The sequence below is a fragment of the Methylococcus mesophilus genome (assembly GCF_026247885.1).
Taxonomy (GTDB): Bacteria; Pseudomonadota; Gammaproteobacteria; order Methylococcales; family Methylococcaceae; genus Methylococcus; species Methylococcus mesophilus.
Genome location: NZ_CP110921.1, coordinates 3,700,963 through 3,725,228, shown reverse-complemented (window position 1 = coordinate 3,725,228; position 24,266 = coordinate 3,700,963). Strand labels below are relative to the sequence as shown.

Sequence of the window (24,266 nt, the reverse complement as noted above, 5' to 3'; positions counted from 1 at the left end):
GTATCGGTCCAAAAGTACCCTTGTGGACGGGGATTTACCACCGTAGCGGAACGGCATGTTCGGATGATTTTCACACGGCGGACGCTAAAATCCGCAATATCGGCCAGTTTGAAGATATCGGTTCAGCGGGCGTGAATATTGCTCTATACACTGGCTCGACCAACGTTCCGAGTCCGGCAGGGCCGGAACGACGAACAGCCCCTTCGACAACCCCAAGGCCGCTACGGCCAATCCCCAGGAGTCCGACAACATGAAATTCCATCGCCTGTGGCAATGGCTCCGCCCCTGCGCGCTGGCGCTCCTGCTCGCAGCCTGCCATGGCGCCGATGACGATGACCGGGCCGAACTTTCCGCCAACCCGCAAGATATTCTCCGACTCCCGGCGGACTCGCCCAAGATCCATTACATCCGTGAGGCGGAAGCCGTTCCCGAACAGCGCCCGCTGCTGGAACCGATCGCCGGCAAGATCACTTACGACGAAGCCCGTACCGTGCGTGTGTCCTCGCCCATCGCCGGCCGTGTCATCGCGATACCGGCGCAGCTCGGCGCCGCCGTCGGCGTGGGCACTCCCCTGCTGGAACTGGACAGCCCCGAGCTCGGGCAGGCCCAGTCGGAATACGCCAAGGCCACCGCAGACCTGAAACTGGCGGAACACGATTTCGAGCGGCTGAAAAACCTGTACGACAATGGCATCGCCCCGCACAAGGAATTCCACCAGGCCGAGGACGCGCTGGAGCGGGCGCGCAGCGAAGCCGAACGCAGCCGCCTGCGGCTGGCGAATCTCGGGGTACATGAAAAACGCCCCGACAACCATTTCACGCTGAAAGCACCGATCGCCGGTATCGTCACCGAGCGCAACGTCAATCCCGGCATGGAAGTCCGTCCGGACCTGACCACGCCGTTGTTCGTGTTGTCCGATCTGGACAAGCTATGGGTCCTGCTGGATGTCTTCGAGAAGGATCTGGCCGTGATCCATCCCGGCCAGGACGTCAAGCTCACCGTGCCTGCCTATCCGGACAAGTGGTTCCCCGCCCGGGTCGACTACATCGGCAAGGTCGTGGAAGAGACGACGCGCACGGTGAAGGTGCGCTGCCTTTTGCCCAACCCGGACGGCAAGCTGCTGCCATCCATGTATGCCTCGGTGGAGGTCGAAAGCCCGCCCGACGACAAGGCTATCGTCGTGCCCTTGACAGCCCTGTTCACCGAAGGCGAATCGGACTGGCTGTTCGTCGCCCTCGGTGAAGGGCGCTACCAGAAACGCGAGGTCCGGGTGGGATTGCGGCTGAAGAAGGAGGCGGTACTGCTCGAGGGCGTGCAGCCCGGCGAGCGCATCGTGACCGATGGGGCCCTGTTGCTGCGCTCGGAACTCGACACGGCACCTGGCACCGAAAAGAAACAGCCATGATTCACCGCATCATCGCATTCAGCCTGCAGCAACGCCTGCTCATCCTCGGCCTGGCGGTGCTGCTGGCGGCAGGCGGCATCCTCTCCTTCGAAAAGCTGCCGGTGCAGGCCTTTCCCGACGTGCAGAACGTCTTCGTGCAGGTCGTCACCCAGTTTCCCGGCCAAGCGCCGGAAGAGGTCGAGAAGCTGGTGACTCTGCCGATCGAACGCGAAATGAACGGCCTGCCGCACCTCATCAATCTACGTTCCGTCTCGATCTTCGGGCTGTCCGTCGTCACCCTGACTTTCGACGACGATGCCGAAGATTATTTTTCCCGGCAGCAGGTGCTGGAGCGGCTGCGCGCGGTCGGCCTGCCTGCCTCGGCCAGCACCAGCCTGGGGCCGCTCAGTACGGGAGTCGGCGAAATCTACCGCTACCGCATCGAGGCTCCCCACCTGTCCCTGCTCGAGCAGCGCGCACTGCAGGACTGGGTCATCGAGCGGCGCCTGCGCACCGTGCAGGGCGTGGCGGACGTGGTGTCGTTCGGCGGCGGCGTCAAGCAATACCAGGTGCAGGTCGATCCCAACCGGCTGAAGGACTACCGGCTGACGGTGCACGACGTCTATCAGGCGGTGGCGAACAACAACGGCAACACGGGCGGCGGCTACATCGAGCACGGCTACGAAGCGCTGGTCGTCCGGGGCGTCGGACTGCTGAAGTCGGCGGACGAAATCAAATCCGTCGTGATCGCCACCCGCGACGGCGTGCCGATTCATGTCCAGAACGTTGCCACCGTGAGCGTCGGGCCGCAGCCCCGCACCGGCATCGTCGGGTTCAACCGGCTCGATGACGTGGTGGAGGGCGTGGTGCTGCTTATCAAGGGCCGCGATGCGCTTGACGTGCTGAGCGGCGTCAAGGCCGAAATCGACGCACTGAACCGGCATGGCTTGCCGACAGGCGTGACGATCGTGCCGTTCTACGACCGGACCGAGTTGGTACATCACACCATTCGCACGGTCGAGCACAACATGCTGGAAGGGGCCTTGCTGATCCTCGCCGTCCTGGTGGTGTTCCTGCGCCGCCTGGCGGCCGCGCTGGTGGTCATCGTGGTCATCCCGCTCTCCCTGCTGTTCGCTTTCATCCTCATCGATGCCATGCACATCTCGGCCAACCTCATTTCGCTGGGCGCGATCGATTTCGGCATCATCGTCGACACGGCGGTGGTGCTGGTGGAAGCGGTCATCGTCCGCATCTCGCTCGATCTCGACCGCAAAGCGGGCCTGCCGCAAATGCGGCGAACCCTGCTCGACACCAGCATCGAAATGGGCCGGCCGGTGCTGTTCTCCAAAGCCATCATCATCACCGCCTTCCTGCCGATTTTCACTTTCCAGCGGGTGGAAGCCAAGATTTTTTCGCCGATGGCCTACACGCTGAGCTTCGCCCTGCTCGGCTCCCTCGTCGTCAGCCTGACCCTCATCCCGGTGCTGCTGACCTATCTGCTGGGACCGCGTCTGTCGGAAGCCCACAACCCTCTGGTGAATTTCATGGAGCGCGGCTACCGCCGCCTGTTGGCCGGCATCCTGCGGCGGCCGGCCCGACTGTTCGCGGCCAGCGGCCTGCTGCTGGCGCTGGCCGGCGGCTCGGTCCATTTCATCGGCACGGAGTTCATGCCCAAGCTCGACGAGGGCAACGTCTGGCTCACTATCACCCTGCCGACGCCGATTTCGCTGACCAAAGGCAAGGAGTTGGAGCGCGACATCCGGGCCCGTCTGCAGGAATTTCCCGAAACCCGCTCGATCACGACCCAGCTCGGACGGCCGGAAGACGGCACCGACCCCAAAGGCTTCAACAATCTCGAGGTCCTTATCGACCTGCATGACAAGGACACTTGGCGCTTTTCGGACAAGGACCAGCTGGTGGAGGCCATGCAGCAGAGACTCGACATCTTCCCCGGCCTGCAGTTCAACTTCTCGCAAGTGATCCAGGACAACGTGGAAGAGGCGATTTCCGGCGTCAAAGGCGAGATCGCGGTGAAGATATTCGGTGACGACCTGAAAGTTCTCCAGGAAAAGGCCGATCAGGTCACCCATATCCTGCGCTCGATCCGCGGCGCCACCGATGTCGCCGCCGAACAGCAGTCCGGCCTGGCCCAGGCCGTGATCGAGGTCGACCGCGCCGCCATCGCCCGCTACGGCCTCAGCGTCGACGACGTGGAGGAGACCCTCGGCATCGCTGTCGGCGGCCGGACCGCGACCCGCTTTCTCGAAGGCGAGCGGCGCTTCGACGTCGTGGTCCGGATGAAGGAGGATGCACGCGACTCGGTCGGCGCCATCGCCGATCTCACCATCGCGACGCCCCAGGGCAGCCGCGTGCCGCTGGCCGAACTGGCCGCCATCAAGGTAGACCAGGGAGCTTCCCGGATCAGCCGCGAAGACAACCGGCGGCGCATCGCCGTCAAGTGCAACCTGATCGACCGCGACCAGGGCAGCTTCGTGGCCGAAGCCCAGGAGCGCGTCGCCCGCGAGGTTCGCCTGCCGCCCGGCTACCGGCTGCTGTGGAGCGGCCAGTTCGAGAACCAGCAGCGGGCCATGAAGCGCCTTTACGTCATCGTGCCCATCAGCCTGCTCCTGATCTTTCTTCTGCTATTCTGGACGTTCAAGTCGATGCGCCACGCGGGGCTGATCGTGATGAACGTGCCGTTCTCGCTCATCGGCGGCCTCGGCGCCTTGCTGGCGACCGGCATCCACCTGAGCGTCTCGGCCGCCGTGGGCTTCATCGCCCTGTTCGGCATCGCGGTACAGAACGGGGTCATCCTGCTGTCCCGGATCAACCAGTTGCGGATGGAAGGGCGCAGCATGACGGATGCGATCATCGACGGCTCGGTGAGCCGCCTGCGGCCGGTGGTCATGACCGCGTTGATGGCGATGCTGGGCCTGTTTCCGGCGGCCCTCTCGCACTCGGTCGGCTCGGAAACGGCACGGCCGTTCGCGGTGGTCATCATCGGCGGTCTGGTCAGCGCCACCGCGCTCACCCTGACTTTGCTCCCGGTACTCTACCGGCGCTTCGGAGGAACCGCCTCGTGAAAGAGATACGCGCCTATATCCAGCCGTTCATGCTGTCCAAGCTCACCATGGCCCTGCTCGACATCCCCGGATTTCCGGGAATGAGCGTGTCGGACTGCGAAGGCTTCGGCCGCAGCAAGGCCAGCGCCGCCCAGGACTTCAGCCCGTTCATGGCGAAGAAACGGATCGAGATCTTCGCACCCGAGGACATGGCCGACCGCATCGCCGCCGTCATCATGGAAACCGCCAACACCCATCAGCCCGGCGCCGGCACCGTCTACATGCTGGACGTCGGCAAAGGCGCCCGCATCAGCACCGGCCAGTGGGAAAGCTGATCCGGCTGGGGTAATCTTCGCGCGGAGGCGACATGCAGCCGCCGTTTCCTTCCGACCCGGAGCCACGTTACGTCCATGGACCGAACCAAATCGAAACCTTCCGGATTCCTGACCCTGTCCGCCGGCGCCCTGGGCGTGGTTTACGGCGACATCGGCACCAGCCCCCTATATACCGTGCGGGAAGTCTTCGGCGGCGCTTATGCGGTCCCGCTGACGCCGGAGAACATCTTCGGCGCGCTATCCCTGATCTTCTGGGCCCTGCTGATCATCGTGGCCGTGAAATACGTGGTGTTCGTCATGCACGCCGACAATCACGGCGAAGGCGGCATCATGGCCCTGACCGCCCTCGCCCTGCGGCAGCGGCACCGGCGTAAGCACCGGGCCTGGATCATCGTCCTGGGCCTGTTCGGCACGGCGCTGTTCTATGGCGATGGGATGATCACGCCCGCCATTTCGGTGCTGGGTGCGATGGAGGGCTTGGGGGTAGCCGCCGCGGCACTGTCGCATTACGTGGTTCCGGGGTCCATCCTGGTCCTGCTGGCGCTGTTCCTGATCCAGCGCCGCGGGACGGAACGCGTCGGCAAGCTGTTCGGCCCCATCATGCTGTTGTGGTTCCTGGCCATCGGCGCGCTGGGTTTCGACAGCATGCGCCAGACCCCTGAAGTCATGGCTGCATTCAATCCGCTGTACGGATTCCGCTTTCTTACGATGCACCAGGGGATGGGCTTTGCCGCGCTGGGCGCGGTGGTGCTGGCGGTCACCGGTGCCGAAGCCCTGTATGCCGACATGGGCCATTTCGGCAAGATCCCCATCCGCGCCACCTGGTTCGCCGTGGTGTTTCCCGGCCTGATCCTGAACTATCTCGGCCAGGGCGCCCTGCTGATCCGCAATCCCGAAGCGGTACAGAATCCGTTCTATCTCCTGGTCCCGGAATGGGCGCTGTACCCGATGATCGGCCTGGCCACGATCGCCACGGTGATTGCCTCGCAGGCCGTGATCTCAGGCGCATTTTCGCTGACCCACCAGGCCATCCAGCTCGATTACCTGCCACGCCAGCGCATGGTCCACACCTCCGAATCCGAACGGGGCCAGATCTATGCCCCGGCGGTCAACCGCCTGCTGCTGGTCTCGGTACTGGCCCTGGTGCTGGTGTTCGGCTCGTCTTCCAGCCTGGCCTCGGCCTACGGACTGTCCGTGGTCGGCACCATGGTGGTCACCACTCTCCTGGCCCTGGTCGTCGCCCACGACACCTGGCGCTGGCCGGGCCTGGCGCTGCTCCTCACCGGCGCCGTGCTGCTGTCCGTCGACCTGTCCTTCCTGACGGCCAATCTCGCCAAGCTCGGCGACGGCGGCTGGATCCCCCTGAGCCTGGGTCTGATCCTGGCCATTGTCATGTCCACCTGGAAAAAAGGCCGCGACGTCCTGTTCGCCCGTCTGCAACAGGAGTCCGAATCCTTGAGCCGGTTCCTGCAGCGGCTGACCGACGAGCCGCCGCCGTTCCGGCCGGCCGGCACCGCGATCTTCCTGACCGCCCGCAACCTCAGCCTCCCCTTCGCCCTGCTGCGCAACTACGAACACAACCAGGTGATACACCAGCGGGTGATCCTGCTCACCATGAGCACGCTCGACAAGCCCTACGCGGCGGAGAAGGAAAAAATCACCATCGAGGCCCTGGACCACAACTTTTTCCGCATCACGACCCGCTTCGGCTTCATGGAGCGGCCCAACGTGCTGCGCATGCTGAACCTGTGCCGCCATGGCGGGCTGCACATCGATCTGGACCAGACGACTTTCTTCCTGGGCCGGGAAACGCTGATCCGTTCCGCCGAGCGAAGCCTGAACCGCTGGGAGGAAGTCCTGTTCATCTCCATGTTCCGCAACGCCTACAACCCGACCGGCTACTTCAAGCTGCCGGTGGATCGGGTGGTGGAACTCGGCACCGTCATCGCGATATGAGGGGAGCCGTCTTGGGCGTCTCCGGATGCATGCCCTCGGCCCAATGGTTGACCGTCACGATCAGGGCGATGCCGGCCGCGATCATGACGAGTTGCTGGATGGCCGCGGCGAGATGCGTCCTGCGGTGCAGCGAGGGAATCAGGTCGGCGACGGCGACGTAGATGAAGCTGGACGCCGCCAGTGCCAGCACGTAAGGCAGCACGCCATTCATCCGCTCCAGCGCGAAATAGGCGGCCACCCCGCCCACCACCGTCCCCAGGCTGGACATCAGGTTGTACCACAGCGCGCGGGTCCGGCCGTAGCCGCTTTGCAGCAGAATGGCGAAGTCACCCACTTCCTGCGGAATCTCATGGGCGGCGACGGCCAGGCTGGTGACGATGCCGAGCCGGACGTCGGTCAGGAAAGCCGCCGCAATCAGCACACCGTCGACCAGGTTGTGGATTGCGTCGCCGATGACGATGAGCGTGCCGGCAGGCTGATGAAAGTGGCCCTCGCCGTGCGTCTCGCAGTCGCCGGCATGGCAGTGGCGCCACAACAGCAGCTTTTCCAGGATGAAGAAGCCGAGGATGCCGGCCAGTACCGTGGCGAACAGCATCTCGACGTTGCCGACGCCGACGCCTTGGGCGGCCTCCGGAATGAGGTGCAGGAACGCCACACTGAGCAGGGAGCCCAGGGCGAAGCTGACGCCATGCGGCAAGAGATGCGGGTGATGATCTTCCGGGATGAGGAGGAACAGCGAGGCGGCGAGGACACTGAGCACGCCGCCCAGCAAAGAAAACAGCAAGATCCAGAGTAATACGCTCATCGGCGGAAAGGTTCGAAGGTGTTTAGCGGTCGCGCCAGATGAGCGTGGCCATCCGGCCCGTCACTCCATCGCGCCGGTAGGAAAAAAAGCGGCTTTCGTCGCTGTAGGTGCACCAGTGGCCGCCGTAGACGTCGCCGATGCCGAGGCGCCGGAGGCGCAGCCGGGCGAGCAGATAAATATCGGCCAGCCAGCGGCCATTATCCCTGCCCCGGAATGCCGCGTCACTTTCCGCATCCTGTGCCAGGAAGGCGGCGCGCACTTCTTCACCGACTTCGAACGCCGCGGGACCTATCGCCGGACCGAGCCAGGCCAGCAACTCACCCGAACCCAGGGCATCGACGGCGCGCTCGATCACGCCGCCAGCCAGGCCCCGCCAGCCGGCATGGACGACGGCCACGCCCTCGCCGTCGCGGGTGCAGAGCAGGACGGGCAGGCAATCGGCCGTCATGACCGCGCAGACGACACCGACGCCCCTGGTGTAGCTGGCATCCGCGGCCGGCTCGGGTTCCACACCGGCTTCCACTGCATCGCTCCCATGCACCTGGCGCAGCCAGGCCGGCTCTGCCGGCAGATCGAGCCTGCGGCACAGCAATGCGCGGTTCGCGGCGACCGCTTCCGGCTCATCGCCAACATGGGCTCCGAGATTCAGGCCGGCATAAGCCCCCGCGCTCGCACCGCCCCGGCGTTGGGTCGACACCGCCCGTACCCCCGGCGGCGCCGGCCAGTCGGGCTCGATCCAGAGCGTCACGCCAGACCCCGCAGGAGACGCAGCAAGGCTTCGAAATCCGTGGGAAGCGGCGACTCCCAGGCCATCTCCCCGCCCGTCTCGGGATGGATCAGCCCCAGCCGCGCCGCGTGCAGGGCCTGCCGGCAAAACCCTCGAAGGGCCTCGATCAGCGCCGGATCGGCGCCGGCGGGGATGCGCGCGCGGCCGCCGTAGACCGGATCGCCGACCAGAGGATGATGCAGATGAGTCATGTGGACCCGGATCTGGTGGGTACGCCCCGTTTCCAACCGGACCCGCAGCAGGGTATGGTGCGGAAAACGCTCCTCCACCCGGTAGTGAGTCACGGACTCCTTGCCGTCCCGACGCACGGCGAAGCGCTTGCGGTCGGAAGGATGGCGTCCGATCGGCTCGTCTATCGTCGCTCCGGCGGTGACCGTGCCTTGAACCAGGGCCAGGTATTCGCGGCTCACGCTGCGGTCCTTGAGCTGGTCCACCAGGGACTTGTGCGCTTCGAGCGTACGGGCGACCACCAGCAGGCCGCTGGTGTCCTTGTCCAGCCGGTGCACGATGCCGCATCTCGGAATCGCCGCAAGGGCAGGATCGAGGTGAAGCAGGGCATTCTGCAGCGTTCCATCGGGATGCCCCGTCGCAGGATGCACCACCAAGCCGGCGGGCTTGTCTATGACGAAAATCGACGCGTCGGCATGCACGACGACCAGAGGAATCGCCTCGGCGGCGTACTCGACCACTTCTTCGGCCTCCGCCCGCAGTTCGATGCGCTCGCCGCCCAGCAGGCGCTGGCGAGGTATCGCCTGAACGCCGTCCAGCAGCGCATGGCCGTCCTTGATCCAGGTTTGCAGGCGGGCGCGGGAAAAATCCGGAAACAGCATCGCCAGCGCCTGATCCAGCCTCAGGCCGGCCAGTTCGTGCGGTATTTCGGTCGTCAGGGTTCGGCTTCGGGTCACGGCAGGGAAAGAGGAAAAGGTCTGTGAATACGGTTATACTGCGGGGCCTTACGCATGGCTGACGCACCCGTCCAACGCACACACGAGGTAGTTTCCCGCTCATGGGTTTCCCCCGCCGCATCGTACTGATCGCCGCCCTGCTGGGAAGCGCGGTATCCGGACTCACCGCCTGCTCCAGCTTCCCGTTCTGGTCAGCGGGCAAGGAAGAAGACGCAGACATCAAGGATGAGCACGCCGATTGGGGCCCGGCCCAGTTCTACGCCGAAGCCAAGCACGCCATGATGGACGGTTCCTACGAGAAGGCAATCAAATTATACGAGAAACTGGAAGCCCGCTACCCGTTCGGCGAATACGCCACCCAGGCCCAGATCGACGTGGCCTTCTGCTACTACAAGAACAACGAGCCGGAATCGGCGATCGCGTCGGTCGACCGCTTCATCAAGCTCAATCCGACCGAACCCCATGTCGACTACGCCTATTATCTCCGGGGCCTGATCAACTACAACCGCGGCATCGGCTTCATCGACCGCTGGCTGCCGACCGATTCTTCGCAGCGCGATCCGGGGTCGGCGCGCGATGCCTACAACGATTTCGAAACGCTGCTCAACAAATTCCCCAACAGCGTCTACCGCGAAGACGCCAAGCAACGTGCGATCGCCCTGCGCAACAACCTGGCGATGTACGACATCCATGCGGCCGACTACTACATGCGGCGCCGGGCCTATGTGGCGGCCATCCGGCGTTCCGCGGAAGTGGTCCAGAAGTATCAGCGCACCCAGGCCATCCCCCACGCGCTCAAGATCATGGAGGACGCCTACCGCCAGCTCGACATGCCGCAGATGGCGGACGACATCGCCCGCGTCTACGCGCTGAACTACGCCGAAGGCCGCCTCAGCAAGGACGAGGATTACGAACGCACGGTCATGGAAGAGGTCTGGGATTTCGTCGGCTTCGACAAGTAGCGCGATGATGCCGCTCGACGTTCTCTGCGTCGGCCACGCGTCCTTCGATCTCGTCTTCGGCGTCCCTCACCATCCGGCGGCGGATGAAAAAATAGTCGCCGACGCTCTCCTGGCCTGCGGCGGCGGCCCGGCCGCCAACGCCGCCATCACCGTCGCACGCCTGGGACTGAAAGCCGGTTTCGGCGGCTATCTGGGCACGGACCTTTACGGCGAGCGCCACCTGGAAGAACTGATCGAGGGGGGGGTCGACACCCGGTCCGTGGTCCGCGGCACCTCCCCCACCCCACTGTCCGCGGTGCTGGTCAAACCGGACGGCAAACGCGCCCTGGTCAACTACAAGGGCGACACCCGGCCACTCCCTCCGCAAGCTTTTGTTCCCCCCGCGACGCCTGCGCGCTGCATCCTCTTCGACGGCCATGAGCCGGGGCTTTCGGAACCGGCCTTGGCCTGGGGAAAGACGCGCGGAGCCTCCACCGTCCTGGACGCCGGCTCCCTGCACGCCGGCACGGAATGGCTCATGTTCCGCGTCGATCACCTCGTCGCCTCGGAAAAATTCGCCGCGCAATGGCTGGGAAACGATGATCCGGAACAGGCGCTGGCCGCCCTGGCGGAACGTTCGCCCTGTGTGGTCATCACGCTCGGTGAGCGCGGCCTGATCTGGCGCTGCGGCGCGGAATCCGGACGGCTGCCGGCCTTTCCGGTCGAAGCGGTGGACACCACAGGCGCTGGTGACGTGTTCCACGGTGCCTACGCGGCGGGTCTCGCCGCCGGCATGGACTGGCCGGAACTACTCCGCTACGCCAGCGCCGCGGGGGCGCTGTGCTGCACGAGGCTGGGCGCACGACCGGGCATTCCGTCCCGTGCCGAAGTGGAGCAGATACTCGCCGGCTAAGGCTCGAAACCGCAGGTGATGGGATAACGCCGTTCGCGACCGAAGGCGCGGCGGGTGATCTTGACGCCCGGCGGCGCCTGCCGGCGCTTGTATTCGTTGCGGTCGACCAGTCGCACCACGCGCCGTACCACGTCTTCGGGATAGCCCGCGGCGACGATCTCGGCAATCGAACGGTCCTGCTCGACGTATAGCGCCAGGATCGGATCGAGCACCGAATAAGGCGGCAAGGAGTCCTCGTCTTTCTGGTCCGGCCGCAGCTCAGCGGAAGGCGCCCGTTCGATCACCCGCGGCGGGATCACCGGCGCAATCGAATTGCGGTACTCGGCCAAGCGGTAGACCAGCAGCTTGGACACGTCCTTGAGCGGCGCAAAACCGCCGGCCATGTCGCCGTAGAGCGTGGCGTAACCGACGCTCATCTCGCTCTTGTTGCCCGTGGTGAGCAGAATCCGGCCCTGCTTGTTGGACAACGCCATCAGGATGATGCCGCGGCAGCGCGCTTGGATGTTCTCCTCGGTGACATCCGCCGCCGCACCGGCGAAGGGTTCCGCCAGCAAATCGAGGAAGCTCCGGAACGCGGGTTCGATCGGTATCAGGTGCCAGGCCACGCCCAGCGCTGCGGCTTGCAGGCGCGCATCCTCGATGCTCATGTCGGAGGTATAGCGCGAGGGCATCAGAGCGGCCTGGACTTGGTCCGCACCCAGCGCATCCACCGCCAAAGCCAGGGTCACCGCCGAATCGATGCCGCCGGAAAGCCCCAGCACCGCGCCGCGGAAGCCGTTTTTCCCGGCGTAATCGCGGATACCCGTCACCAGCGCCGCGTAAACGCTCTCGACCTCCCCCATCGGCTCGACGAGCCTGGCCGGCAAGGGACGCGCCGCGCCTTCGTCGACGGCGAACTCGACTGCTTCCAGCATTTCGCCGAACTGCGGCGCACGGTAGACCACATCGCCCGCCGCGTCCATCACGAACGACGCACCATCGAACACCAGCTCGTCCTGCCCACCCACCAGGTTGGCGTAAACCAGCGGCACACCAGCTGCCGCGATACGCTCGCGCACCACGTACTCGCGCTCCGCGGTCTTGCCGATGTGGAAAGGTGAGGCGTTCAGGTTCAGCACCAGCCTGGCTCCCGCCGCCGCGGCCTGTTCGACCGGACCGGGAAACCAGACGTCTTCGCAGATGGTCAGGCCCACCGGCACCCCGCGAAGGTCGAACACGCAAGGCCCGCTGCCCGGCAGAAAATGGCGTTTCTCGTCGAACACGCCGTAGTTGGGCAAGGTCTGCTTGCGATAAATCTTGTGGATGCCGCCATCGCGCAGCACCGCCGCGCTGTTGAAGGGCAAGCTGTCGTGCCGCTCTGGAAAACCGACGATCACGTCGATACCCCGCACTCGCGCCGCCAGTGCTGTCAGCGCCGTTTCGACGGTAGCCAGGAAATCGGGGCGCAGGATGAGATCGTCGGGCGGATAGCCCGCCAGGGCGAGTTCCGGAAACACCACGGCGTCGGCGCCGAGTTCGTCCCGCGCGCGGACCGCAGCGGCGAGCACGCGCTCGGCGTTCCCCTCGACGTCTCCGACGAGGAAATCGAGCTGGGCGATGGCGATACGGAGATTCAAGACGGTTGCGCGCCGGGCTTACGATCGGCGGTCGGCCTTAGTTCTTCAGCAATTCCAGCATACGCTGCCCCATATCGGACAGCGAATCGACCATGGCTACACCCGCCTTCCTCATGGCTTCCACCTTACCTGCCCCGGTGCCCTTGCCGCCGGTGATGATGGCACCGGCATGGCCCATGCGTTTTCCGGGCGGAGCGGTCAGGCCGGCGATGTAGCCGACCACCGGCTTGCTGACGTGGGCGTGTATGAACTCGGCCGCCTCTTCCTCGGCGCTGCCGCCGATCTCGCCCACCATGATGATGCCGGCGGTATCCGGGTCCTCCTCGAACATGCCGAGCACCTCGATGAAATCCAGCCCCTTGATCGGATCGCCGCCGATGCCGACGCAGGTGCTCTGGCCCAGGCCGGCCCGGGTGGTCTGGTAGACCGCCTCGTAGGTCAGGGTGCCGGAGCGCGAGACGATGCCGATGCTGCCCTTACGGTGGATGAAACCCGGCATGATGCCGATCTTGCATTCGTCGGGCGTGATGACGCCCGGACAGTTCGGGCCGATCAGCACCGCATCGTAGGAGGCCAGCGCCGCCTTGACCTTGAGCATGTGCAGGACGGGGATGCCTTCGGTGATGCAGACGATCACCGAAATCCCGGCCTCGGCGGCTTCGAGGATGGCATCCGCCGCGAACGGCGGGGGCACGTAGATCATGCTGGCGTTCGCGCCGGTGGCATCGACCGCTTCACGCACGGTGTTGAACACCGGAAGGTCCAGATGCAGGCTGCCGCCCTTGCCGGGCGTGACGCCGCCTACCAGTTGCGTGCCGTAGTCCAGGCACTGGCGGGAATGGAAGGTCGCCTGCTTGCCGGTGAAACCCTGGCAGATGACGCGGGTGTCCTTGCCGATCAGGATGCTCATGCCGCTGCCTCCACCGCCTTGCGCGCCGCCTCGTCCAGTTCATTGGCGGCGATGATGGCAAGACCCGAACGCTCCAGCAGGGCCCGGCCCTCGCCGGCGTTGGTGCCTTCCAGCCGCACCACCACGGGCACGCCGACCTGGACCTCGCGCACCGCGGCGATCAGCCCTTCCGCGATCAGGTCGCAGCGGACGATGCCGCCGAAGATGTTGACCAGTACGGCCCGCACGCCCGAATCCGAAAGGATCAGCTTGAAGGCTTCGGCCACCTTCTCCGCCGTGGCGCCGCCGCCGACGTCGAGGAAATTGGCCGGCAGCCCGCCATAGAGCTTGACCATGTCCATGGTGGCCATCGCCAGCCCGGCGCCGTTGACCATGCAGCCGATGTTCCCGCCCAGGGTGACGTAGCTCAGGCCGTGTTCGCGTGCGGCGTTCTCGCGCGCATCCTCCTGGGCGGCATCGCGCAAACCGGCCAGATCGGGGTGGGCGAACAGCGCGTTGTCGTCGACGCCGATCTTGGCGTCCAGTGCCAGCAGTTCGCCATCCGCCGTGACGATCAGGGGATTGATCTCGATCTGGCTCAGATCCTTCTCCAGGAACAGCCGGTACATGCCCGCCATCAGCCGGGTCAGCGCACCGACCTGGGCCGTGTCCAAGCCCAGCACATAGCCGATGTCCCGTCCCTGATGAGGCTGGAAACCGGCGGCCGGATGCACCCGGCAGGAAAGGATCTTCTCCGGCGCTTCGGCCGCTACGGTTTCGATGTCCATGCCGCCCTCGCCGGAAGCCAGGAACATGACGCGTGCGCTGGATCGGTCGACAAGCAGGCTCAGATAAATTTCACGGGCGATTTCCCGCACCTCTTCGACCAGCACGGCATGCACGGGCAGCCCCTTACCGCCGGTCTGGTAGGTGACCAGTTCGGAGCCCAGCAGATGATGCGCAGCGGCAGCCACGTCGGCTTCGCTGTCGCACAGCTTCACGCCGCCAGCCTTGCCGCGTCCGCCGGAATGCACCTGGGCCTTCACGGCCCAGCGATCCCCGCCGATGTCGAAGGCGGCGGTCCCGGCCTCTTCGGGAGAAAAAGCGACACCGCCGCGCGGCACGGGGATGCCGTATTCGGCAAGCAGCCGCTTGGATTGGTATTCGTGGAGATTCATGTATCGACCTGAAAAAACCAGACGAACGGGATCACGACGCAAGCGCCGGCCCCGCAAGAGAAGCCCGGTGGCGCGCCCGCGCCGCCGGCTGCGAGAAACGGAAGGGCTCCGACCAGCGGAGCCTTCGATCTAGCCTTGATACTTGGCCAGTCCCTTGAAGCGTTCGAGCGCGTCTTTGACCTTCTGCACCGTATCGCCCTCCAACTCGGCGTTCTTATAGACCCGGTCCAGCAGGCCTTCCGCGACCAGCGCTTCCTTGATCCACTTCTTGGCGAACCGGTAATTGGTGGGAATCGCGGCGATTTCGCCGGTCGCAGGATCGCGCAGCGACACAACCTTTTCTTCACCTTCCGCCGCCGCTTCCTCCGTAACCGGCGCCTTCTCCTCGGCTGCGGCAGCTACGGCGGGTTCTTCGGCTGCCGGCTCAGGGGGTGTTTCAGCGGGTTTCTCCGCAGCCGGCTCCGGCGCGCAGGCCAAATGTGTATCGGCGGTGGACGCCGGCCGGGATACGGTCTTGAAGACCTCATAAAGCACATAACCGACAAAAACCACGGTGAAGACAAACAGAAGCTCGGTCATCACGCCACTCCTCGATATGCTTGGCGGGGTTAATCCCCCGTTCTTGTCACACGCCGGTCAGCCCGGCCCTGTTATCGGCTGACAGCTTGCACCGCCACCGCTTCCGGCACGCTCGAATAGCCGAATTGCATCGCATAGAGATCGGCATAACCGCCCCGGGCCGCCATGAGCTGGGCGTGGGTGCCGCACTCGATGATACGCCCGCCGCGCATCACGCAAATCTGGTCCGCATTCTGGATGGTGGAAAGCCGGTGCGCGATCACCAGCGTGGTCCGGTTTCGCATCAGGACTTCCAGCGCCTGTTGCACGTAGCGTTCGGATTCGGCGTCCAGCGCCGAGGTCGCCTCATCCAGGATCAGAATAGGGGCATTTTTAAGCAAGGCCCGCGCAATGGCAATACGCTGGCGCTGGCCGCCGGACAGAACGATGCCCTGCTGGCCGACGAAGGTCTCGAATCCTTGCGGCAGTGCCTCGATGAAATCCAGCGCATTCGCTGCCCGCGCGGCTTCGCGGACCGCACCGACACCGACGCTGTCCAGGCAGCCATAGGCGATGTTGTTGGCCACGGTATCGTTGAACAGCGTTACTTCCTGGCCGACGTAGGCGATCTGCCGGCGCAGGCTCTCCAGCTTCAGTTCGCGGATATCGTGTCCGTCGATCAGTATTTCGCCCGCCGAGTTTTCATATAGGCGCGGGAGGAGGCGCACCAGGGAAGTCTTGCCGCTGCCCGACTGGCCCACCAGCGCCACGGTCTTGCCGGCCGGGATGACGAGCGAAACGTCGTCGACCGCGGCGCCGTGGCGATCGTCATAAATCAGGCTGACATGCCGGTATTCGATCGTCCCATGGGCGCGCTTCAGGCTGATCCGTCCGGTGTCGCGCTCCCTCGGCATGTCGAGCATGGCGAAGATGCTGTCGCCCGCGGCGATGCCGCGCTGAACGACCGAGACCACCTGGCTGAGCCGGCGGATCGGGCTCAGCATCATCGCCATGGCGGCGATGAACGCCATGAGGCTGCCCGGCGTGATGGTCTGCCGTACGGAATCGAGCGAAACGACGTAGAGAATCCCGGCCACGCCGGCAACGCTGATGAGATGGATCACCCCCCCGCCCAAGGCATCGGTGGCGATAAGCTTCATTTGCCGCTTCTGGTTGCGGTCGTTCTCCTTGGCGAATTTGGCGGCCTCGTAAGCCTTGCCGTTGAACACCTTGACGATGCGCTGGGCATCGATGACCTCCTGGGTCACATGGCTCACCTTGCCCATCGACTCCTGGATGCGCATGCTCAGGCGCCGGAACCGCTTGCTGACGAACCGGACGCTTAGCCCGAGAATCGGCCCCAGCACCAGGAACACCAGGGACAGCACCAGGTTCTGGTACACCATCAGCGCCATCAGGCCGATGATGGTGAAGCCTTCGCGGATGCAGGTGATGATGCCTTGCTGGAGCGAGGCCGAGACCTGTTCGGTGTTGTACAGCAGCTTGGACAGGAGCTGGCCACCCGAGGCGTTGTCATAAAAGGTGCAGGGTAGATTGAGCAGCTGGTCGAAGATGTCCCGGCGCAGATCGGCGATCACGCGCCGCCCGACTGAACCGGAGCAGTATTCGCTCAGGAAGCCGGCGATGCCGCGCAGGACCGAGAGGCCGATCAGCATCAGGGACACATGGCGCAGCACCGTCGGATCATTGTCGATGAAGCTGCCGTCGATCAGCGGCTGGATCAGCTTGGCAAAAAATGGCGTGATGGCGGCATAGGCGATCATCGCCACCACGGCGATGAAGAACGACTTCCAGTACGGAAATCCATAGCGGAGCAGGCGGCGGTAGATGGCCAGTCCGCTCGACAGCGGCTTGGACTCCGAAGCTGAATGTTTCATGCGAAAAACGTGGGGAAATCTCGAAATGCCTGGCGGCCATCGTTACAATGATGCCCAACCCACGGTGCAGTTACAACGCCGACAAGCACATACGTCGTTTCGACCGCCGTTCCCGCCCCTGGAAAACTGCAGTTTTCGCCCTGCCGCCGGCATTCCCCGCGCCTGGCTCATGCCGGATGCGCTCACCGGCGCCTGCTGAACCGGACATGCGCACCCACAGACATCTCGCCTATCGCCCCGACATCGACGGTCTGCGCGCCGTCGCCATCCTGGCCGTCATCGTGTTTCACGCCTATCCGCGTTCGCTGCCGGGCGGTTTCGCCGGCGTCGACGTGTTCTTCGTGATTTCCGGCTACCTGATCGGCGGCATCATCTTCAGAAACCTCGACGCCGGCAGTTTCAGTCTGGCCGATTTCTATGCGCGCCGCGCCAAGCGCATATTCCCCGCACTGATCACCGTGCTGCTGGGCGGCCTAGCGTTCGGGTGGTTCGCGCTGCTGGCCGACGAATACCGGGCCCTGGGAAAACACGTCGCCGCCGGCGCCGGGTTCGTTTCCAACCTGGTACTGTGGCGCGAATCGGGCTATTTCGACACGGCGGCCGAATTCAAGCCCCTGCTGCATCTGTGGTCTCTGGGCATCGAAGAACAGTTCTACCTGCTCTATCCCCTGCTCATGGCGCTGATATGGCGCCTCCGGGCCAATCCGGCGCACGCCCTGCTCTCGCTCGCCGCCCTCTCCTTCGGCGGCAACCTTTACCTGGTCCATAGCGACACGGTTTCCGCCTTCTTCCTGCCCTTCACCCGCTTCTGGGAACTGTTGGGCGGAAGCACCCTGGCCTACGTCCATTTCCGGCGAGCCGCGGCCAAACCTTCGACGAGCTTGCGCCACGAGTTGCAAGCCGCTGCCGGAATACTGCTGATCGCCGCGGCGATCCTCGTCCTGGACAAGGACAAGGACTTCCCCGGTGCCTGGGCGCTGCTGCCCACGCTGGGCGCCCTGCTGCTGATCGGCGCCGGCCAGGGCACCTGGATCAACCGCCGGCTGCTCGCCAGCCGTCCGATGGTCTTCATCGGCGTGATCAGCTACCCGCTCTATCTCTGGCATTGGCTGCTGCTGTCGTTCGGGCTGATCCTGCGCTCGGGCGAACCGCTGCATCACCGTGCCGCGCTCCTCATCGCCGCCGCCTTCGCGCTGGCCTGGCTGACCTTTCGCTACGTCGAACGCCCGCTGCGTTTCGGCGCTTTCGGGCTGCAGCGGCTCAAACAGGCCTCGCTGTGGCTGATGCTCGCCGCCACCGGTGGCCTGGGCCTGACCGTGTTCCGGGCGGACGGCCTGCCGGAACGCCCCGCACTCGCCGGCGTCCGCCTGAAAATCGACCGCGACCTGCCCCGCCTGGCCGCGGAGGGCTACCGCGGCAACGGCATCGCCAAGGCGCTTTTCCAGGGCGAGTTCAAGCCGGGTGACGACTTCTTCCAGCTCGGCGACTTGCCCAAGGACCAGCCGCTGACAGCAGTGATCGGCGACTCCCACGGCAACATGCTCTACCAGGGCTTGGCGACCGCGGCAGCGCGGCCGGAAACCGTCATCAACCTCGGGCGCGGGAGCTGCCTGCCCTTCGTCGGGTTGAACACGGTCAAGAAAAATGGCAAGAGCGCCGGCTGCCAGCCTTTCGTCGGCAACGTGGTCGACTTCATCGCACAGACGCCGGAGATCACCACGGTGGTCATCGCGGCGTTCTACAAGCAATACCTGGACGGCGGGGTGACGCTGCGAAGCACGCAGGGCGGCGGTTCGGCTCCGCTCACCGCAAGCAGTTCGGCTCCGCTCGCCGCAAGCAGTTCGGCTCCGCTCGCCGCAAGCGCCGCCGAGCTGTTCCGTACCGGCCTCTCGGACACCCTGGAGCGCCTGGTGCGGGCGAACAAGCGGGTCGTCCTCAGCCTGGACAACCCGGACATGGACCGGACCGTCATGACCGCCTGCTATTCGCTGCTGCGCCCGCTGCTTCCCCGGAGCCCGGAAACCGGCTGCCAGATGCCGCGGGCCGGCCACGAACGTGACCAGGCCCTCGCACGCGGCCTGATCGAAGAAGCCGCGGCCCGCTTTCCGGACAATGTCCGGGTGTTCGACCCGGCGGCGGTCTTGTGCGACGCGCAATACTGCTACGCCTATCACAAAGACGACCTGATCTACCAGTTCGACGGCAACCACCTCACGGTGAAGGGTGCCGTGCTGGTGGCGGAGCGGCTCTTCGCCCGCCCCGACGGCGTCCGAACCTTCGCCCACGCGCCCTGATGCCGGCCATGTCCCTTCTCCGTCACCCCATTCCCCGCGGCGAAGCCGGCGCGCGTCTCGCCGCGGCCACCCTCATGACCTGGTTCTTCGTCATCTCGGTGGCCGTAGGCGACGTCATCAACAAGGACGGCGTGCTGTACCTGGACGCCGCAGCGGCATTTCTCGACCAGGGGGTGAAGGCGGCGGCGTCGATCTATGGATGGCCCGGCTATTCCATGCTGATCGCGGCGGCCTCCCGCCTCACCGGCTGGCCGCTGGAGACTTCCGCCCATCTGCTCGACGCCATCTGTTTCCTGGCCATCGCGGACAGCTTCGTACGGCTGCATTTCGCACTGCGCGGCGAGCGAGAGTCGCCTTCCGGCTGGGTGCCGGTGCTGCTCATCCTGGCTTTCCCGGCGCTGGCCGACCGGCTGAACATCGTCCGGGACTGGGGCTTCCTGGCGGCCAGCCTTTGGGGACTGCTGCATCTGGTCAAATTCCGCTTCGAGCCTCAGGGCAAGTTTGGCCATGCCGTGCTCTGGCAAGCCGGCGTCGCAGCGGCGTTCGTGTTCCGGATCGAGGCCCTGGTGCTGATTTTCGCCGTCCCCGTCTACTTCCTCTTCGAGCCCTTGCCCTGGCGCGCCAGGGCGCGCAATTTCCTTTTGCCGATCAGCGGCATCGTACCGGTGCTGATCCTGGGCGCAGCTCTCCTCGCCACCGGCAGGCTCGCCCCCGGCAAGCTGTGGGAAATCACCGCCTACGGCTACCACGACCCGGCGCTGATCTGGAAGTTCTTCTCCCTGCACGCCGATCGGCTGGCCGCAGCGCTGCCCAACGACTACGGCGCGGAGTACGCGAAGCTGATCCTGGGCACGGGGCTCGTCGCCACCCTGTTTTGGCTGATCGGCGCCAATCTCGGACCGATGCTGCTGGGGATTTTCGGTTACGCCGTATACCGGTTCGGCGGGCAGATCCCGCATCGGTTCAGGCTGATCCTCTGGGCGGCCGGCATGGCCAGCGGCACTCTGCTGATCTTCCTGGCCGTCCAGTTCGTCCCGGACAAACGCTACGCGCTGCTGCCGTCGGCGCTGCTGCTGCTCGCCGGCGGGGTTTACCTGGAGCGCATCGCCGCCGGAGCCGGATCGCCCCTTGCCGTGAGCGGAGTCGAACGGTGGGCCAGGCGGCTTGCGCTAGGACTGGTCGCGGTGCTGTGCATCAAGAGCGCCGTCGTGACTCCCGACTACCGGCTCTACCTGCGCGACGTCGGGCGCTGGATGCGGGAAAACCTCCCTGCCGGCGCCAGCCTCGCGACCAACGATCCGAGAATCGACTACTATGCCGGCCGCCACATGAATCAGAACCAGACCCGCCAGCTCATGCCGGTCGATCGGCTCCCGGACTGGCTGGCCCAGCCCGGCCTGCCCGACTACCTGGCGCTGCGCCTGACCTCGCCGCGCGACCTCAAGAAGGCGGGAAAGGCGCTGAACCGCGACCCCCTCAAGATGTTCTCTCCCAGCCCGCGCGAACACGTGGTGATATACAGGCTGAACGGCGGGAGCTCAGGCACCCCCTGAGTAAAAGCTCCGCAGCAAGCGGATCATGTGGGTGTGATCCCGCACCCCGGCGCTTTCGCGAACGCTGTGCATCGCCCACATCGGGTTGCCGATATCGGCCGCGGGGATGCCCAAGCGGGCAGCGGTCATCGGGCCGATGGTGCTGCCGCAGCCCAGATCGGTGCGGTGCACATACTGCTGGTACGGCACCCCCGCCTGCTCGCAGAGGCGGATGATCCGCGCCGCCGCCTCCGCATCGGTCGCGTAACGGCCACAGGCGTTGGTCTTCACGACCGGCCCCGCGTTCACGAAGACCTTGTGCTGCGGTTCGTAAAACTGCGGAAAATTGGGCTGATAGGCATGCGCCATGTCGGCGCTGACGAGGAAACTGCGAGCAAGCGCCTGCTTGTACCGGACGCGGTCCAGACCCAAAGCCAGCGCGATGCGTTCCAGCACGTCCGGCAATAACGCCCCGTCCGCGCCCTTGTGGCTTTCGCTGCCGATTTCCTCATGATCGAAGAACGCCGCCACCGCCACCGCCTCGGAGTCGGACGCCTGCAGCAGGGCGCTCAGGCCGGCATGGCAGGAGGCGAGATTGTCCAGCTGGCTGTCGGCAATGAACTCCCGCTGCGGGCCCCAGAAAGCCCCCGGCTGAACGTCGAACACACTCAGCTCCCAGCTCAAGACAGCCTCAGGCTCGCAGCCGGCCCGCTCCGCCAGCAAGGCGCGCAGCCGGTCCTCCGCCGGCGTGTCGTCCGCCACCGCCAGCAGCAGCGGCAACTCGGTCTGCTTGTTGAACTTCAGCCCGTCCTTGTTGACTTCGCGGTTCATGTGGATGGCCAGGTTCGGCAAGCGCACCAGCGCATCCGGAAAGCCGACCAGGCGGATATCGACGCCAGCCTCCGTCCGCACGCCCACCCGCCCCGCCAGGCCCAGATCCCGGTCGGCGAAGGTAGCGAGGATCGGCCCGCCATAGACCTCCACCCCCAGCCGCAGCATGGAGCTTTCCGCATGCGCCCCTCGCGGCTTGACCCGCAAGCCGGGCGAGTCGGTATGCGCGCCGACGATACGGAAGCCGGTTTCGGCCAGCGCCCTCTCGCCCACGGCGAAGGCGACCACCGAGGAGTCGCCCCGCACCACGAAAGCGCGATCGCCAGCCTCCAGCGTCCAGACCTCGCCCTCCTCCAGGCGCCGGAACCCCGCCGCCAGCAGCCGGGCCGCAATCGAATGTCCGGCATGCCAGGGGCTGGGGCTCTGGTCGATGAAATCGAGAAGCTGCCGGGCGTTGGCCGAGAATTCAGCCGTCGTGTCGTCGTTCATGGCGGTGCGGAAAGAGTTGAGCCTTAGACTTGATAACTTATCACGACCGAGGGCGAATCGTTTGGCGCTGGACCGGAGCCGTTACCCCTTGGTATGCCGTTGCAGCCATCGATGGCCTTTGCGCGTCAATCGATAACGCTGGGTCGGACTGCGCGGAGCGTTGGGCCGGGTGCGTTCGATCCACTCGGCTGCCAAGGCTGGGTTCAGGTAGTTTTCCCGGAATGTGGGCCGGTGGGACAGTCCCAGAGCCTGCATCACATCCTTGCTGCCCAATTCGCCGGTTCCAATCGCCCGCATCAGCGCGGCTACTTGGTCGGTTACTTGATCGCCTACTTGGTCGGTAGCCATCGCCTCGCGAATGCCATCGCGCAGGGCACTGAGCATGAACTCGATAAAGGGGCGGCGTCTTGCCCGCAGGTCGGCTTCGGCCAGGGCCGGTAATCGGCATCCTGTTTCATGCATCAGAAAACCATGCAGTGCCGGCAAATCCCGGTCGAAGCTGGTGTCCCACCCTCCATAACGTCGTGGGTCAGGAACGCGCCGTTCTCCCCGTACAACCGCCGCGCCGGGTTTCGCATCGACAGACGCAGCGTAGATGTCGGCGATCTTTCACCAGCGCTCGCACTCCGCCCAGCATCTCGACCACCAAGCACTAGAAATAGTCCCGTCTCTACCCCGGGAAGACGCCGTTTACCAGTTGGTTCCTGTCCAACACACAGCCCTTGATGGCGACTCCCAAAGCACTTGAGTCGCCCGCCGGTATCGGCAAACCGATCCAAAAAGTCGAGGATTCTGATGGGCAAAGAATCCGGCGGAAACTCATCGAGAAAACTCAGGCCCCGTGCAGTACAAACGGTCTTGGTCGCATCGAACAGACGAATGAGATCATGACGAAACCCCTCGATGTATTTGCTGGGCGCTGGTGCCAATTTGTTGTTGGCCATATGGTCCAGGATCAAGATCACCTTCAACACCCGCTCGAAACCAATCGACAACTCGAAGAATGCCGAATAGAAAAGTCCTTTCTTGTCGCCAAGGTTGGCGCGACGTAATGCCGTCAGGCCGTTGCACAGACAGGCCTGGGCCAGCAGCCCCTCCTGTTCCAGCGAGAACCAGGTGGCACTATATGCCATCACGCATCCTCCTCTCGTTCAGCAGCGCGGCTAGCGGACTCTCATCTGCGACGTAAGGCACGACAATCTCGCTCGCCAGGACCCGTACCGGACGATTGCACGCAAGCACCTCGACCACACACCCTTTGCGCCTGGACATCGAGCACAGCACCTGCTGTTCCAGCGGCAAGTGAAAACCGCTGACGATGACCCGCCCCACTGTGCCCCATTCAGAGACGCGGTCGAGGGTTTCGAGCAGGACGTGGCCGGGGCATTCACAGGAGGCGATGAGGCCGAACAGTGCTTCCGCCAGCAGCGACTTCAGTGCCGACCCGTTCGGCGTAGTGAGGTAGCAAGGTGACAGGCGCCTGATCAACCTCATCAATGATCGATATCGATTTCTTTGGAACGACGCGCCGCGCACGGAGATGATCGTGCTTCAACTTCATGCCTCTGGTTAATGTATCAGGCCAAGACATTTTGGAGAATGTACAACGTACAGCCCATTTTATCGCGTCATCGGGATACCCTTTGGCACCAAGGAGGACCGTCCTGCCGTAGCGGCAAGGCCGCCCACCATCGGCGAGATTAAATCTCCGCCGTCCCCGCGGAGGTTGAGCGCAGACGCAAGGCATTAGCAGCATCAGCTGCGGTGAATATCTACCGGCATCAACGCGACCGGCAACCGGCCATACCGCGGAAATCCAACGCCGCTCTGTTTTACCCCGACACCCCGCTTACTTGCCTCCCCCCGCTTCTGGCACAATCCGAGCCCCGTGGC

Annotated in this window: 20 protein-coding genes; 8 read left to right on the top strand and 12 right to left on the bottom strand. The window is 64.8% G+C overall.

The genetic code is table 11. The features are described from left to right. Positions 1–250: 250 nt before the first annotated feature. The 4 genes from OOT43_RS17680 (at position 251) to OOT43_RS17665 (ending at position 6,737) form a co-directional block, all read left to right on the top strand. Positions 251–1,405: an efflux RND transporter periplasmic adaptor subunit gene (locus OOT43_RS17680; protein WP_266021993.1), complete on the top strand. Its 1,155-nt coding sequence runs from the start codon at positions 251–253 to the stop codon at positions 1,403–1,405. Continuing rightward, positions 1,402–4,467 carry an efflux RND transporter permease subunit gene (locus OOT43_RS17675; RefSeq protein ID WP_266021992.1) on the top strand — a complete coding sequence of 1,022 codons (3,066 nt, stop codon included), beginning with the start codon at positions 1,402–1,404 and terminating at the stop codon, positions 4,465–4,467. Before OOT43_RS17680 ends, OOT43_RS17675 begins: the two co-directional genes overlap by 4 nt. Continuing rightward, the gene (locus tag OOT43_RS17670) at positions 4,464–4,781 is read left to right on the top strand and encodes a P-II family nitrogen regulator (RefSeq protein ID WP_266021991.1); all 318 of its coding nucleotides are present in this window, start codon (positions 4,464–4,466) and stop codon (positions 4,779–4,781) included. The genes OOT43_RS17675 and OOT43_RS17670 overlap by 4 nt, the downstream gene beginning before the upstream one ends. Positions 4,782–4,856: 75 nt before the next feature. Continuing rightward, a complete protein-coding gene (locus tag OOT43_RS17665) occupies positions 4,857–6,737 on the top strand; it encodes a potassium transporter Kup (RefSeq protein WP_266021990.1) in 1,881 nt (626 codons plus the stop codon). On the opposite strand, the gene OOT43_RS17660 is transcribed toward OOT43_RS17665, so the two are convergent. From OOT43_RS17660 to rluD, 3 genes are read right to left on the bottom strand one after another with little or no spacing between them, the layout of a single operon-like run. Continuing rightward, positions 6,724–7,542 (bottom strand): ZIP family metal transporter, encoded by an 819-nt coding sequence (locus OOT43_RS17660; protein WP_266021989.1) that lies wholly within the window; start codon positions 7,540–7,542, stop codon positions 6,724–6,726. The genes OOT43_RS17665 and OOT43_RS17660 overlap by 14 nt on opposite strands. Positions 7,543–7,564: 22 nt before the next feature. Further along, positions 7,565–8,290: a peptidoglycan editing factor PgeF gene (gene pgeF / locus OOT43_RS17655; RefSeq protein ID WP_266021988.1), complete on the bottom strand. Its 726-nt coding sequence runs from the start codon at positions 8,288–8,290 to the stop codon at positions 7,565–7,567. Beyond that, positions 8,287–9,234, bottom strand: coding sequence for a 23S rRNA pseudouridine(1911/1915/1917) synthase RluD (gene rluD, locus OOT43_RS17650; RefSeq protein ID WP_266021987.1), 948 nt, complete (start codon positions 9,232–9,234; stop codon positions 8,287–8,289). Before rluD ends, pgeF begins: the two co-directional genes overlap by 4 nt. 101 nt (positions 9,235–9,335) lie before the next feature. On the opposite strand from rluD, the gene OOT43_RS17645 reads away from it, so the two are divergent. Together OOT43_RS17645 and OOT43_RS17640 are read left to right on the top strand one after the other, a co-directional pair. Next, positions 9,336–10,196, top strand: a complete 861-nt coding sequence (locus OOT43_RS17645) for an outer membrane protein assembly factor BamD (protein ID WP_266021986.1) — start codon at positions 9,336–9,338, stop codon at positions 10,194–10,196. Between the two features lie 4 nt (positions 10,197–10,200). Next, complete coding sequence (locus tag OOT43_RS17640; RefSeq protein ID WP_266021985.1) at positions 10,201–11,088, top strand: carbohydrate kinase family protein; 888 nt, start codon at positions 10,201–10,203, stop codon at positions 11,086–11,088. On the opposite strand, the gene OOT43_RS17635 is transcribed toward OOT43_RS17640, so the two are convergent. The 5 genes from OOT43_RS17635 to msbA form a co-directional block, all read right to left on the bottom strand. Next, on the bottom strand, positions 11,085–12,704 hold the full coding sequence (locus tag OOT43_RS17635; protein ID WP_266021984.1) for an NAD+ synthase: 1,620 nt from the start codon (positions 12,702–12,704) through the stop codon (positions 11,085–11,087). The genes OOT43_RS17640 and OOT43_RS17635 overlap by 4 nt on opposite strands. 37 nt (positions 12,705–12,741) lie before the next feature. Beyond that, positions 12,742–13,614, bottom strand: a complete 873-nt coding sequence (gene sucD, locus OOT43_RS17630) for a succinate--CoA ligase subunit alpha (RefSeq protein WP_266021983.1) — start codon at positions 13,612–13,614, stop codon at positions 12,742–12,744. Continuing rightward, a complete protein-coding gene (sucC, locus tag OOT43_RS17625; RefSeq protein ID WP_266021982.1) occupies positions 13,611–14,771 on the bottom strand; it encodes an ADP-forming succinate--CoA ligase subunit beta in 1,161 nt (386 codons plus the stop codon). Before sucC ends, sucD begins: the two co-directional genes overlap by 4 nt. Before the next feature lie 129 nt (positions 14,772–14,900). Beyond that, entirely contained in the window at positions 14,901–15,350 is a 450-nt protein-coding gene (locus OOT43_RS17620; RefSeq protein WP_266021981.1) for a hypothetical protein, read from the bottom strand. A gap of 71 nt (positions 15,351–15,421) precedes the next feature. After that, on the bottom strand, positions 15,422–17,227 hold the full coding sequence (gene msbA, locus OOT43_RS17615; protein WP_266021980.1) for a lipid A export permease/ATP-binding protein MsbA: 1,806 nt from the start codon (positions 17,225–17,227) through the stop codon (positions 15,422–15,424). A 206-nt stretch (positions 17,228–17,433) separates the two neighbouring features. On the opposite strand from msbA, the gene OOT43_RS17610 reads away from it, so the two are divergent. Both OOT43_RS17610 and OOT43_RS17605 read left to right on the top strand, forming a co-directional pair. Next, the gene (locus OOT43_RS17610) at positions 17,434–19,521 is read left to right on the top strand and encodes an acyltransferase family protein (protein ID WP_266021979.1); all 2,088 of its coding nucleotides are present in this window, start codon (positions 17,434–17,436) and stop codon (positions 19,519–19,521) included. Positions 19,522–19,529: 8 nt separating this feature from the next. Then, complete coding sequence (locus OOT43_RS17605) at positions 19,530–21,074, top strand: hypothetical protein (protein WP_266021978.1); 1,545 nt, start codon at positions 19,530–19,532, stop codon at positions 21,072–21,074. On the opposite strand, the gene OOT43_RS17600 is transcribed toward OOT43_RS17605, so the two are convergent. From OOT43_RS17600 to OOT43_RS17585, 4 genes are all read right to left on the bottom strand, one after another. Beyond that, positions 21,060–22,373, bottom strand: coding sequence for a M18 family aminopeptidase (locus OOT43_RS17600; RefSeq protein ID WP_266021977.1), 1,314 nt, complete (start codon positions 22,371–22,373; stop codon positions 21,060–21,062). The genes OOT43_RS17605 and OOT43_RS17600 overlap by 15 nt on opposite strands. A gap of 81 nt (positions 22,374–22,454) precedes the next feature. After that, positions 22,455–22,835 carry a Fic family protein gene (locus OOT43_RS17595; RefSeq protein WP_266021976.1) on the bottom strand — a complete coding sequence of 127 codons (381 nt, stop codon included), beginning with the start codon at positions 22,833–22,835 and terminating at the stop codon, positions 22,455–22,457. Beyond that, positions 22,835–23,506, bottom strand: a complete 672-nt coding sequence (locus tag OOT43_RS17590) for a hypothetical protein (protein ID WP_266021975.1) — start codon at positions 23,504–23,506, stop codon at positions 22,835–22,837. Before OOT43_RS17590 ends, OOT43_RS17595 begins: the two co-directional genes overlap by 1 nt. Then, on the bottom strand, positions 23,496–23,867 hold the full coding sequence (locus OOT43_RS17585; RefSeq protein ID WP_266021974.1) for a hypothetical protein: 372 nt from the start codon (positions 23,865–23,867) through the stop codon (positions 23,496–23,498). The genes OOT43_RS17590 and OOT43_RS17585 overlap by 11 nt, the downstream gene beginning before the upstream one ends. Between the last annotated feature and the right edge of the window lie 399 nt (positions 23,868–24,266).